A 12,887-nucleotide genomic window follows, 5' to 3' on the forward strand; every position below is an offset into this window, starting at 1 on the left:
TCGAGTCAACGGCGGCTCCCCATACGGGAGATCGGGGGTGCACTCGTGCGCATCGGACTGCTTACGGAGGGTGGCTATCCGTATGTGAACGGTGACGCCGGTCGCTGGTGCGACCGGCTCGTACGCGGGCTCCGGCAGCACGAGTTCGACCTCTACGCGCTCAGCCGCGGCGAGCGCCAGGTGAACGACGGCTGGGTCGAGCTTCCTCCGCAGGTCGACCGGGTGCGCACGGCGCCGTTGTGGACGGCGGGCGACGACGGCGCGGGGTACGGGCGCCGTGCGCGCCGGCGTTTCGACGAGTGCTTCGGGGAACTCGCGGCCGCCTTGTGCACGGGCGTACCGGAGGGCGCCCGGCAGCCGTCGGAGAACCTCCCCCACCCTTCCGCGGAGATCCACGCCCTTGAGGCGGACCGTTTCAGCAGGGCGCTGTACGGGCTTGCCGAACTCGCCCGCGACGAGGGCGGACTGCCCGGCGCGCTCCGCTCCGAGCGCGCCGTACGCGCCCTGGAGCGCGCCTGCCGAGCGCCCGCTGCCACACGCCCGGCGCGCGAGGCGCGGGTACCCGATCTGCTCGCCGTCGCCGCGCGCCTCGAACGCGCTCTGCGCCCCCTCTCGCTCGACTGGTACGAGGACGACGCGCTCGGCTCGGCCGACCTGTGCCACGCCGCCTCCGGCGGAGCCGCGGCCCTGGCCGGACTGGCCGCCCGGCACTTCTTCGGCGTGCCGCTGCTGGTCACCGAGTACGGTGTCCGGCTGCGCACGCACTACCTGGCCTCCGGGGCGGACCCGGCCACCACGGCCGCCCCCCGCGTACGGTCCCTGCTCGCCGCCTTCCACGGCATGCTCGCCACCGAGGTCTACCGGCAGGCCGCCTGTGTCACCCCCGGAAACGCGCACGCCCGCCGCTGGCAGGAGCGCTGCGGCGCCGACCGGGACAAGCTGCGCACCGTCTACCCGGGCATGGACGCCGCGCCCTTCGCGGAGGTGGGCGAGGCGCCCGACTGCGCCGACGCGGACACGCTGGTGTGGGTCGGCCGTGTCGAACCGGCCAAGGACCTGGTCTCCCTGCTGCACGCCTTCGCCGAGGTCCGCAAGGAGGAGCCGAAGACCCGTCTGCGCATTGTCGCGGCGGCCGTCGGGCCCGAGGGCGAGGCCTATCTGGGGCACTGCCGGATGCTGGCCGCGCAGCTCTTCCCCGACGAGGCGGAGGGCCCGTACGCCATGGGCGACAACCCGGTCTCCTTCGAGGAGATCGGCGGCCCGGAGACGCCCACCGCAGCGGAGGCGTACGCGGCGGGCGGCGTGACCGTCCTGTCGAGCGTCGTCGAGGGCTTCCCCGTCGGTCTCGTCGAGGCCATGCTCTGCGGCCGCGCCACGGTCTCCACCGACGTCGGCGCGGTGGTGGAGGTCATCGGCGGCACCGGACTCGTCGTACCCCCGCGCAATCCGCGGGCGCTCGCCGAGGCGTGCGTGACCCTGTTACGCGACCCCGAGCGCCGTGCACGCCTGGGCGCGGCGGCCCGCGCGCGGGCGCTCGAACTGTTCACCGTCGAGCAGAACGTCAAGGCGTTCCACGGCATTTACCTGGAGATCATCTCGCGCTCCCCGGTCGACCGGACCGCCCTCGACCGCGCCGGGGATCCGCTGCCGTTCGCCGTCCCCGCAGAGGCCCGGCTGCCCGGCCGCTGGACGGGACGGGGCTCCCGTATCGCCGCGCGGGGCCGCCCGAGCTGGGCCGCGGGAGCGCCGACGCGGCCAGCCGCACCGGTGGCCGGCACGGCCACGACGGAGGGGACGCGATGAACGGGCCGACGCGACCGGACAGCCGTCCCGGAACACCGGACGGGCCGAGCACGGCAGCCGCTGCCGGAACACCCGCCTCCGCCGTACAAGTCGGTGACACACCCGCCCGTGACGTACTGGCCCGTGACGTACTGGCCGACGTCGTATCGGTCGAGGGCGTACCGGATGCCGGTGGGCGGGCCGGTGGGCGTTCCGGTGGGATGACGGTCGACCGCAGGGCCTCGACGGGGTCGGCCGCCCCACGGCGAGGGGCGGCCGACCCCGTCAAGGCCCTGATGCACCGCCACCGCGACCTGTGCGAACGGGCCGTGGACCCCCTGGAGATCGCGGCCGGTCTGGAGGCGCACGGCGTCACCGACCGGACCGCCGCCCGCTTCCGCCACCGGGACGTCTTCTCCCTCGCCGAGGAGATGTACGCGCGCGTCGACCGCACCGGCGAGGAACCGCCGCGCCCGCCCACCGCCGCGACCGCCCGGCCCCGCGCGGACTGGGTCCTGCTCGCCCTGCTGCCCGGCGCCCTGTGCGCAGCCACCGTGGCCGGCCTGCGCCTCACCACCGGACAACCCCGGCTGATCACGGCCGCCGTGGGCATCCTCGCCCTGGCGCTCGGCCTGCGGGCGGCGCTGAGCCGCGGCCCGCTGAGCGCCGTCGACCGCCGCACCGGCGCGCACCAGGCCGGCGGCAACAGCTGGCCGTGGTGGCTCCTCGCCTACGCCGCCCTCGGCGACGGTCTGCTCCACGACGCCGTCACCGCAGGCCCCCAGGGCCTGCCGGCCTGCCTCACGGGCGGCTCCTGGACCCTCGCCACGGCACCCGTCCTCGCCCTCGCGCTCGGCTGCGCCCCGGCCGCATGGTCCGCGCACCTCCTCGCCGTGCGCGCGCGCCGGAAACTGACGACCAGTCGGGGTCTGGAGGAGTTCGCCGCCTCCGTGAGACCGCTGCTGCTCGCCGTGTTCGCCCTGTTCCTGGGCGCGCTGACGGCACTGCTGGCCCTGTGCGCGGCGGTCCTGGGCGAGGCCGCCCCTTATGCGCAGGTCCTGACCCTGGGCGCGCTCCTGCTGCTGGCCCGGCTCCTCGCCCTGCACGGCTTCACTCACGCGCCCGCCGTCGTCCTCGGCTCCGCGGCCCTGGCCGAAGCAGCCGCCGTGGGCACGGTCCTCGCGGGCCGCCTGCCCGGCTGCGCGGCCCTGGCCGGCCCCGTCGAGTCCCTGGTGCGGGCCTGGGGCCCCGGCAGCGTCCCGGCTCTCGCCTGCGGAACGGGAGCACTGGTCCTGCTGGTCCATGCGACCCGCAGCCTGACCCGCGCGTCGGCCCACGCCCGACCGGAGGCCGCACGATGACCCCCCGACCCCCGCTCCCGCCAAGTCCCGCACCCGCCCCCACCGCCACGACTGCCGACGCGGCGACGGCGGCCGCGCGGACCGCGGCGCACCCAGAGGCTTCGGCGACCGTGAAGGCACCGGCCACCCCGACGACGAATCCCGTGGCGCCGACGACGGCCGCGGCGGCGACCCGGGCCTCGGCAGGAGCCGGGGTGGCGACGACCGAAGCGGCGGCCGTCTCCACGACAGCGGCCATTCCCACGACCCCGGCTGCCCCCGCGCTGTCGCCCGCTCCCACGACCTCGCCCGCGGCGCACGTGGTGGCCGCCGCGCACGTGGCGTGGGCCGCGCACGTGACGCCTGCGGCGTCGGCCGTGCACACGGCGCCCGCCGCGCCCGCCGTGCCGACCGCCGCGTACCTCCCGCGCTCGCACCCGCGCCGGACTTTCCGACCCGCCGCCTGCCCGGGGGGCACCAGCCCCGGAGCCGGAGGCAACCGCACCACCCCCTCGAAGGAGAGACACGAGATGACCACCTCCCGATCCGGAGCGTCCGGAGCCACCGGAACATCCGGGGCGCACACCCCGGGAGCCGAGCGATGAGGGTCCTGCTGATCGGAGCCAACGGCTACATCGGCCGCTTCGTCGCCGACCGGCTGCTCGCCGACCCGGCCGTCCAGCTCACCGCGCTCGGCCGCGGCGACGACGCCGACGTCCGCTTCGACCTGGCGTCCGGCAGCCCCGGCGCGCTCACCCGCTTCCTCGACGCGGTCCACCCCCAGGTCGTCGTGAACTGTGCCGGAGCCACCCGCGGCGGCGCCCGCGACCTCACCCGGCACAACACCGTCGCCGTCGCCACCGTCTGCGAGGCCCTGCGCCGCAGCGGCTGCGGAGCCCGCCTGGTGCAGATCGGGTGCGGCGCCGAGTACGGACCGAGCCAACCCGGCTCGTCCACCGCCGAGGACGCCGTGCCGCGCCCCGGCGGCCCCTACGGCGTCAGCAAACTCGCCGCCACCGAACTCGTCCTCGGATCCGGCCTCGACGCCGTCGTCCTGCGGGTCTTCTCACCCGCCGGGCCGGGCACCCCCGCGGGCTCCCCGCTCGGCCGCCTCGCCGAGGCCATGCGCCGAGCCATGCAGTCCGGCGACGGCGAACTCAAACTCGGCGGACTCGGCGCCCAGCGCGACTTCATCGACGTCCGCGACGTGGCCCGCGCCGTCCACGCGGCCTCGCTCTCCGCCGCGCAAGGCGTCATCAACATCGGTTCGGGCCGCGCCGTACGCCTGCGGGACGCCGCCACCGTCCTCGCCCGCGTGGCCGGCTACGCGGGCGCCCTGCACGAACTCGACGGGCCGTCCGGCGGGCACCACCTGCGGGTGACCGTCGGCCACCCGCGCACCGACCCCGACCACACGGTTCCGGTCGCCTATCCCGACGGCTGCGGCAGCTGGCAGCAGGCCGATGTGCGCACCGCGCGCGACCGGCTCGGCTGGCGCCCCCGCATCAACCTCGAAGAGTCCCTCGCCGACATCTGGATGGAGGCGGCATGCCGCATCTGACCAGCTCCGCGCAAGGCACGGCGCGCACCGAGGTCCGTACCGGCTTCGGTGTCCCGGGCTGCGGGCACCCCCTGCTCGCCCCGACCGAGTGGGGCGAACTCTCCCGCCCCGGGACCCCGCTGCACTGGGTCGTGCTGAACGTCGCCGAGGGCCCGGGCAGCCGCCCCGATCCGCACTGCCTGGAAGCGGCGGGCCGGGTCCGCAACGCGGGCGTCCGGGTCCTGGGCCACCTCGACACCGCCTACGGAGCCCGCCCCTTCGCCGAGCTGGTGTCCGACGCGCACCGCTACCGCGAGTGGTACCGCGTCGACGGCTTCCTGCTGGACCGGTGCCCGGACGAACGCGCCGCGCTCCCCGCGATCCGCCGCACGGTGGCCGCGCTGCGCGGACTGTGCGACGGCACCCACATCGTCCTCGGCCACGGCACCCATCCCCACCCCGGCTACGCCGAGAACGCCGACCAACTCGTCACGTTCAGCGGCCCCTGGAGCGACTACCGCTGGTCGCAGGTGGCCGAATGGACCGCCGACTACCCGCCCGAGCGCTTCTGCCACCTCGTCCACGGGGTCCCGCGCGGCCACCTCGACGAGGCGCTGCGCATCGCCCGCTGGCAGGGCGCCTCGACGATCTACTTCACCGACCGGACGGACCGGGGCGGCAGCGCCGACCCCTGGGAGACCATGCCCGGCTACTGGGACGACATCGTCTCGCGGATCGGAACGGGAGTCTCGGAATGAAGAAGGCCATGGCAGTGTTACGAGGAGAACAACCGTAGTGATTGACCGACCAACGGAGTCCCCGTGTCGTTGCCACCCCTGGTCGAGCCGGCTGCCGAGCTCACCGTAGACGAGGTCCGCAGGTACTCCCGCCACCTGATCATCCCCGACGTCGGGATGGACGGGCAGAAGCGGCTGAAGAACGCCAAGGTGCTCTGTGTGGGCGCCGGCGGCCTGGGCTCGCCGGCACTGATGTACCTGGCCGCGGCGGGCGTGGGCACGCTCGGCATCGTGGAGTTCGACGAGGTCGACGAGTCGAACCTGCAACGCCAGATCATCCACAGCCAGTCCGACATCGGCCGCTCCAAGGCCGCGTCGGCGCGTGACTCCGTCCTCGGCATCAACCCGTACGTCAACGTGATCCTTCACGAGGAGCGGCTCGAGGCCGACAACGTGATGGACATCTTCAGCCAGTACGACCTGATCGTCGACGGCACGGACAACTTCGCGACCCGTTACCTGGTCAACGACGCCTGCGTGCTGCTGAACAAGCCGTACGTGTGGGGCTCGATCTACCGCTTCGACGGACAGGCCTCCGTCTTCTGGTCGGAGCACGGTCCCTGCTACCGCTGCCTCTACCCGGAGCCCCCGCCGCCGGGCATGGTCCCCTCCTGCGCCGAGGGCGGTGTCCTGGGCGTGCTCTGCGCGTCCATCGGCTCCATCCAGGTCACCGAGGCGATCAAGGTCCTCACCGGCACCGGCGAGCCGCTGGTCGGCCGTCTGATGATCTACGACGCCCTGGAGATGCAGTACCGCCAGGTCAAGGTCCGCAAGGACCCCGACTGCGCGGTCTGCGGCGAGAACCCGACCGTCACCGAGCTCATCGACTACGAGGCCTTCTGCGGCGTCGTGTCCGAGGAGGCCCAGGCGGCGGCGGCCGGCTCGACGATCACTCCCAAGCAGCTCAAGGAGTGGATCGACGACGGCGAGAACATCGAGATCATCGACGTCCGCGAGATCAACGAGTACGAGATCGTCTCGATCCCCGGCGCCAAGCTGATCCCGAAGAACGAGTTCCTCATGGGCACCGCCCTGGAGTCCCTCCCGCAGGACAAGAAGATCGTCCTGCACTGCAAGACGGGTGTCCGCAGTGCGGAAGTCCTCGCCGTGCTGAAGTCCGCGGGCTTCGCGGACGCCGTGCACGTCGGCGGCGGCGTGATCGGCTGGGTCAACCAGATCGAGCCCCACAAGCCCGTCTACTGACCGCACCGCCGACCGACCCGCACGACACCCGAAGCCCACGGCCCCGACCGACCCGGACGCCGTGGGCTTCGTCCGTGGTCGGCCGGCCGCGTTCCCGGCACCGCCGTCGGCGGTGCCCCGCCGCGCTCAGGAGCAGGTCTTGCCGTCCTTCGGCACCGTGCCCTTCAGCAGATACGCGTTCACCGTCGAGTCGACACAGTCGCTCCCGCTCCCGTACGCCCCGTGGCCCTCGCCCTTCCAGGTGAGCACCACACCGACGCCCTTGCCCAGCTCGTCCGCCATCCTGCGCGCCCCCTCGTAAGGCGTCGCCGGGTCGCCCGTGTTGCCGACCACCAGGACCGGCGCCGCGCCCGGCGCGCTCACCTCCGGGGTGTCGTACTGTCCGGCGACGGGCCAGTCGTGGCACCAGCCGGCCGTGTCCCAGCCCAGGAAGTCCCCGAAGACGGGCGAGATCCGCTCGAACTCCGACAGCCGCTTCTTCGTCTCCTCCAGGGTGGGCCGCTGCTTGTCGTCCAGGCACGATATGAGCCGCTGGGAGTGGGTCGTCGTGCCGTAGTGACCCGAGGCGTCCCGCTCGTTGTAGCCGTCGGCGAGCGCCAGCAGCCCGGTGCCGTCGCCCTGCTGCGCCTCCTTCAGCGCGCTGGTCAGGCTCGGCCAGCCGGCCTCGCTGTACAGCGGCAGGACGATGCCGGTGACCGCCAGCGACTGGGTCAGCTTCCGCCCCGACGACGTCGGCAGCGGCGCGTCGTCGATCCGCGAGAGCAGGTCCGCGATCTTCCGCGTGCCCTTCTGCGGGTCCTGGCCGGTGGACTCGAGGTAGTCGTCCAGCGCGCGCTGGAAGCCCCGGGTCTGGTTCTCCGCGTGGCCCACCGTGTCGGCACTGGGGTCGACGACCGCGTCGAGGATCAGCCGCCCGACGTTCTTGGGGAACAAGTGGGCGTAGACGCCGCCGAGTTCGGTGCCGTAGGAGATGCCGAAGTAGTGCATCTTCGCGTCGCCGAGGACCTGGCGCATCAGGTCCATGTCCCGGGCGGTGTCGGTGGTCGAGACATGCGCCATCAGGTCACCGGCGGCCTTCTTGCAGCCCTGGCCGAAGTCGGCGGCGTCCTGGAAGTACGCCTGCTCCTCCGCCGGGGTGTCGGGCGTCACGTCGATCGCCTCGGCGGCCTGGATCCGCCGGTCGTCGCGGCAGCGCACCCCGCCGCTGGCACCGACCCCGCGCGGGTCCCAGCTCACCAGGTCGTACCGCTCGCGCAGCCCGGACACGGTGGAGGCGTACGACGGCATCGTCGACACCCCCGAGCCGCCGGGGCCACCGAAGTTGAACAGGAGCGAGCCGATGCGGTCCCCGCCGTGGGCCTTGGCGCGGATGACGGCCAGACCGATCGTCCGGCCCTCCGGCTTCGCCCAGTCCAGCGGCACCTTGACCCGCGCGCACTGCCAGTCGTCGCCCGGTGCGGGGGAGTCGGCGGTGGCCTTGCAGCGTCCCCAGGCGACCTTCTGGGAGGTCAGCGACGCGGGCGGCGCGGGCGTCCTGGCGGAGGGGGCGGGCGAGGAAGCCCCGGAGGACGCCGTCGCCCCGCTCGTGGCCGTGTCGTTCTTGTCGCTGCCGGACGACGAGCCGCTGCTGCAACCCGCCACCAGCAGCGCGGCGGCGGCCCCCAGTGCCGCCCAGCGTGCCGATCGAGCCATCCGCGTGATCCCCCCAAACAGGCCGTCCGCACCGGACGGCGCACGGCGGTCAGGCCATACTAGGCGGAGCGAGCCCAGCCCGTCGGACCCTGTGGATAACCATCTGACCTGCGGTTTCGCTGACTTGGGCGGGATTTCAGGAGCACACGGTCCCGGCGGCGGGCACCTTTCCCCGCAGCAGATAGTCGTTCACCGCGCCCTGCACGCACCTGTTCTTGCTGTCGTACGCGCCGTGCCCCTGGCCCTTGTACGTCAGCTCCACGCCGACGCCCTTGCCCAGCGCGTCCACCATCCTGCGCGCCCCCTCGTACGGCGTGGCCGGGTCGCCGGTGTTGCCCACGACGAGGATCGGCGCGGCTCCGGGGGCGTGGACGTCCGGATGGTCGGCGGCTCCGGCCACCGCCCAGTCGGTGCAGGTCACCATGCCCCAGGCCAGGAAGTCCCCGAACAGGGGTGAGGCGGCCCGGAATTCGGGCAGCTTCCCCTGCACGTAGTCGGCGGTGTAGCGGGGCTTGTCGTCGGCGCAGTTGATGGCGACGTTGGCGGGGATGATGTTGCTGTACTCGCCGTTGGCGCTGCGCCCGTTCATCGAGTCGGACAGCAGCATCAGGATCCTGCCGTCGCCTTCGTACGCGTCCTGGAGGCCCTCGGTGAGGTACTCCCAGAAGTCCTTCGAGTACAGGGACTGGGCGATGCCGTTGGTCGCCGCCGTCTGGGTCAGCTCACGCGGCAGGACGCCGGGGATCGGCCGCTTGTCGAGCTCCTCGAGCAGGGCGGCGATGCGGTCCTTGACGTCCTGGGGGCTGTTCCCGACCGGGCACTCCTCGGCCTTCGAGGTGCAGTCCTCGGCGTAGTTGTCGAGTGCGAGCTGGAAGCCGGCGGCCTGCCCGAGCGAGCTCTGCTCCGAGTCCTGTGTCGGGTCGACGACCCCGTCGAAGACGGCGCGACCCACGTTCTTGGGGAACAAGTGGGCGTAGACGCCGCCGAGTTCGGTGCCGTAGGAGATGCCGAAGTAGTGGAGCTTGTCGTCGCCGAGGGCCTGGCGCAGCAGATCCATGTCGCGGGCCGCGTCGGTGGTGCGGACATGCGGCAGCACGCGCCGGGAGTTCTTCTCGCAGGCGGCGTTGAACTGCCGGGTGTTGTTCAGGAAGGCGCTGCGCTCGGCGGCGTCGTCCGGGGTGGCGTCCTGCTGGAAGTACCGGTCGAGCTGCTGGTCGTTCTCGCACTTCACTCCGGCGCTGCGGCCCACCCCGCGCGGGTCGAAGCTCACCAGGTCGTAGCGGGTGCGCAGGGCGGCGTAGTCCTGGCCGAAGGCCGGCAGCGTGGTGACGCCCGAGCCGCCCGGCCCGCCGAAGTTGAACACGAGCGAGCCGATGCGTTCGCTCTCAGGGCCGCTCGCCTTCGCCCTGATCAGCGCGATGCCGACGGTGTCGCCCGTGGGGTCGCTCCAGTCGAGGGGCGCCTTCATCGTGGCGCACTGCCAGGCGTCGCCGTCCGGCAGCGGGGAGGGCGCCGTACCGCCGCCCTCGGCCTCGGACGGGGCCGGACAGTCCTGCCAGTCGAGCTTCTGGGCCGCCGGATCCCCGTCCCTGGAGTCGCCGCTGCAGCCCGCCAGCACCGAGGACAGCAGCACGGCGGAGGCGGTCAGCGCGGCGGCACACGGCCGGGAGAGACTGGGCATGATCCCATCGTGGGGCTCCGCCCGCCCGCCCGCGCGGAAGCACGGGCCGTACGAGGTACGGCGGCCGCTCCCGTCAGAGCGATCCCCTGCGCGACAGATGGTTGAACGCCAGCCATCCCGGCAGCACCGGCAGCCACAGCGTCAGCAGCCGGAACAGCAGCACGGCGGGCGCGGCGACCTCCTTGGGGAGCCCGACGGCGATCAGGCCGACCGTCAGCGTCGCCTCGACCGCACCCACGCCGCCGGGCGTCGGCGCCGCGGACCCGAGCGCGTTCCCGGCGAGGAAGACGACGGCGACGCTGGCGATGCTGACCGAGACCGAATCACCGCCGAAGGCCCGGATCGACGCGTCCAGGCACATCACGAAGCAGGCGGTGAGGAGCAGCATGCCGCCGATGCCGGTGACCAGCTTCTGGGGCCGCTGGAGCACGTCCAGCATGCGCGGCACGACTCCGGCGAACAGCGACCTCACGCGCGTGACGATGAACTTCCGCAGGAGCGGCACCGAGGTCACCACCAGCACGAGCACCGCCACCGTCAGCAGGCCCGCGATGACCGTCCGGGACGGCGACAGCGACGGCGTCTTCTCGGTGCCGGTCAGATAGCCGAAGGACAGCAGCATCAGGATGTGGCAGCCGAGCCCGAACAGCTGCGACGCGCCCACGCTCGCCACCGCGAGTCCGGGCCGCACACCCGCCCGTTGCAGGAACCGTGTGTTGAGGGCGACCCCGCCCACCGCGGCCGGAGCCACGATCTTCACGAAGGACCCCGCCACCTGGGCCGCCACGGTCCGCAGGAACGGCACCCGCTCCGGCACGAAACCGAGCAGGCTCATCGCCGCGGCCACATAGCTCAGCGCCGAGAACAGCACCGCCGCGGCGACCCAGCCCCACTGGGCGTCGGAGAACACGGTCGCGAACTCGATGTGGGTGAGCTGCGTCAGCAGGAAGTAGGCGCCGATGGCGCCCGCGATGAAACTGATCAGAGTGCGGGGCCGTACCCGTTCGAGGCGGGCCGGCTCGACCGGCGCCTGCGGTCTGATCCGCAGCACCTGGTGCCGGATCTGGGTGAGCAGATCCTCCTCGCGCGCCTCCTCCAGAGCCTCGTCGATGGCTCGCTTCTCGGCCCGCTGCTCCGCTCGTACGGCCTTCTTGTCCTGCTTGTCGGACACCGCGGGCACGGCTTCGCCCCCGGCCGCCTCCAGGCGGTCCTGCTTGGCCTGCCGGGACGCCTCCAAGACCGCCTCGCGTTCGCGGTGCGCGCGCTCCCGGGCCAGTTTCCGCAGCGTCGCGCGCGTGGAGCGGGTCAGCGCGATGGGCTGGAGCATCGGCAGACAGCCGGCGACGGCGTCGGGACCGAGGACGCCCACCGCCGAGGCGACCGCGCGCTCCGCACCCGCCCGCAGACCGAGCGTGGTCACGAGCTGGGCGACGTCCATGCGCAGCAGCAGATCGCCGGCCGCGATCTCACCGCCGCGCAGGTCGGTGAGGATGACCTTGCCGGAACGATCCACCAGAATCGCCTCGCCCGACAGCCGGCGGTGCGCGATGCGCCGTGACTGAAGCGCCTGCACCTGGTGCCAGGTGTGGTGCAGCAGCTCGTCGGTGATCTCCTCGTCGGACAGCGAGTCCAGGGTGCGCCCGCCGCTGTGCTCGTAGACGAGCATCACGGCGTCGGGGCCGAGTTCGGAGGTCGCGATCAGCTTGGGCGCGTTGGCGCCGGCGGCGATGGCCGCGTACGCCAGCAGCGCCTCCTGCTCCAGCGCCTGGCGCAGCGACTGGAGACTGCTGCGGGTGGCGAAGCCGCGCAGCGTCAGGTTGCGCCAGGCGCGGTAGAAGAAGCCCTGCGCCTGCTGCTCCCGGTCGACCACCGTGACGTCCAGCGGCGGACCGTCCTCCAGGGTGACGAAGTAGCGCCGCCCGCGGTCGCCGTTCTCCGTGGTCTCGGAGACGTCCTCGCGGGCCGCGCTGACCGGGTGGAAGCCGACGGTCCGCAGCCCCGCCATCAGCGTCCGTCCGGTGGGACGGACGTTCGGCGAACCGACCGCGTAGAGCGTTCCGTAGGCCACGGTCCAGCCGATCAGCACCGTCAGGATGATCGAGAACGGCGTCGTGTAGCCGGTGACCAGCATGGAGAACGCGTCGAGGAGCAGCACGATCCACAGCACGGAGCGCCAGCGCGGTCTGCGGGACATGCCGACGGCCGTCATGTACGCGATGACGGGGGCGAGATAGCCGTGCACCGGGTCGGTCAGGGCGTGGATGTCGCCGGGGGAGGGCTGGGTGAGCGCCTCCTGGATCGAGCCGGGCGCGCCCTTGGCGACCCACAGGTCGGTGGCGAGGGTCACCCCGTGCGCGAGGACCGCCGCGAGCACGCCGTCGGCGATGCGCAGCCCGTCCCGCTTGATCAGCCGCTCGATCGCGAAGGCGACCGGCACCAGCAGGATCGCGATGCTGGACGCCAGCCCCGCGATCTTGATCAGCAGGTCGGGTGCCTGACCGGTGCCCTTGTTGATGTCCTGTTCGAGCCCCGAGGTCGTCCCGTGTGCGAACGCGGAGACCGCGAGCAGGACGACGATGGCGAGCACGCCCACCAGCAGCCGCATGAGGTCCGAGGGGCGGTGCACGCGAGCGGGGAGCAGCGGTTCGTCGCCCTCGACCGCGTCGGCGTGCGCCTCGTCACGGTCGTGGTCCGCGGCGGGCCGGGCACCGGCCGCCCGCGCGCTGTCGGCGCCGCCGTCGGCGTCGTCCGCCTGCTTCCGGTACGCGTCGACGGTGTCCGGGCGCGACGCAGCGTCAGAGGTACCCTCCGCGTCCTCGGGGTGCACACCCTGCTGCTTCATCATCTCTTCT

At 73.0% G+C, this 12,887-nt stretch carries 8 protein-coding genes; 5 read left to right on the forward strand and 3 right to left on the reverse strand.

Going from position 1 to position 12,887, the window contains the following annotated elements:
• Positions 1 to 45: 45 nt before the first annotated feature.
• The 5 genes from ACZ60B_RS05130 to moeZ all read left to right on the forward strand — a co-directional run bounded on the left by ACZ60B_RS05130 (position 46) and on the right by moeZ (position 6,662).
• Entirely contained in the window at positions 46 to 1,803 is a 1,758-nt protein-coding gene (locus tag ACZ60B_RS05130; RefSeq protein WP_469384276.1) for a DUF3492 domain-containing protein, read from the forward strand.
• Positions 1,800 to 3,143, forward strand: a complete 1,344-nt coding sequence (locus tag ACZ60B_RS05135; RefSeq protein WP_469384278.1) for a hypothetical protein — start codon at positions 1,800 to 1,802, stop codon at positions 3,141 to 3,143. The genes ACZ60B_RS05130 and ACZ60B_RS05135 overlap by 4 nt, the downstream gene beginning before the upstream one ends.
• Positions 3,144 to 3,723: 580 nt before the next feature.
• On the forward strand, positions 3,724 to 4,683 hold the full coding sequence (locus tag ACZ60B_RS05140; protein WP_469384280.1) for an NAD-dependent epimerase/dehydratase family protein: 960 nt from the start codon (positions 3,724 to 3,726) through the stop codon (positions 4,681 to 4,683).
• Positions 4,671 to 5,420 (forward strand): spherulation-specific family 4 protein, encoded by a 750-nt coding sequence (locus tag ACZ60B_RS05145; protein WP_469384282.1) that lies wholly within the window; start codon positions 4,671 to 4,673, stop codon positions 5,418 to 5,420. The genes ACZ60B_RS05140 and ACZ60B_RS05145 overlap by 13 nt, the downstream gene beginning before the upstream one ends.
• Positions 5,421 to 5,483: 63 nt before the next feature.
• On the forward strand, positions 5,484 to 6,662 hold the full coding sequence (gene moeZ, locus ACZ60B_RS05150; protein ID WP_162469032.1) for an adenylyltransferase/sulfurtransferase MoeZ: 1,179 nt from the start codon (positions 5,484 to 5,486) through the stop codon (positions 6,660 to 6,662).
• Between the two features lie 126 nt (positions 6,663 to 6,788).
• On the opposite strand, the gene ACZ60B_RS05155 is transcribed toward moeZ, so the two are convergent.
• The 3 genes from ACZ60B_RS05155 to ACZ60B_RS05165 form a co-directional block, all read right to left on the reverse strand.
• Complete coding sequence (locus ACZ60B_RS05155) at positions 6,789 to 8,354, reverse strand: alpha/beta hydrolase (RefSeq protein WP_469384283.1); 1,566 nt, start codon at positions 8,352 to 8,354, stop codon at positions 6,789 to 6,791.
• 136 nt (positions 8,355 to 8,490) lie between these two features.
• Positions 8,491 to 10,035, reverse strand: a complete 1,545-nt coding sequence (locus ACZ60B_RS05160; RefSeq protein ID WP_469384285.1) for an alpha/beta hydrolase — start codon at positions 10,033 to 10,035, stop codon at positions 8,491 to 8,493.
• A gap of 73 nt (positions 10,036 to 10,108) precedes the next feature.
• Entirely contained in the window at positions 10,109 to 12,877 is a 2,769-nt protein-coding gene (locus ACZ60B_RS05165) for a lysylphosphatidylglycerol synthase transmembrane domain-containing protein (protein ID WP_469384629.1), read from the reverse strand.
• Between the last annotated feature and the right edge of the window lie 10 nt (positions 12,878 to 12,887).

This window comes from Streptomyces sp. NPDC104096, assembly GCF_055584385.1.

Bases quoted from the DNA above. Each gene is read 5' to 3' on its own strand.
- ACZ60B_RS05155 (WP_469384283.1), bottom strand. From the start codon at position 8,354: ATGGCTCGATCGGCACGCTGGGCGGCACTGGGGGCCGCCGCCGCGCTG.
- ACZ60B_RS05145 (WP_469384282.1), top strand. From the start codon at position 4,671: ATGCCGCATCTGACCAGCTCCGCGCAAGGCACGGCGCGCACCGAGGTC.
- ACZ60B_RS05160 (WP_469384285.1), bottom strand. From the start codon at position 10,035: ATGCCCAGTCTCTCCCGGCCGTGTGCCGCCGCGCTGACCGCCTCCGCC.
- ACZ60B_RS05140 (WP_469384280.1), top strand. From the start codon at position 3,724: ATGAGGGTCCTGCTGATCGGAGCCAACGGCTACATCGGCCGCTTCGTC.
- ACZ60B_RS05135 (WP_469384278.1), top strand. From the start codon at position 1,800: ATGAACGGGCCGACGCGACCGGACAGCCGTCCCGGAACACCGGACGGG.
- ACZ60B_RS05165 (WP_469384629.1), bottom strand. From the start codon at position 12,877: ATGAAGCAGCAGGGTGTGCACCCCGAGGACGCGGAGGGTACCTCTGAC.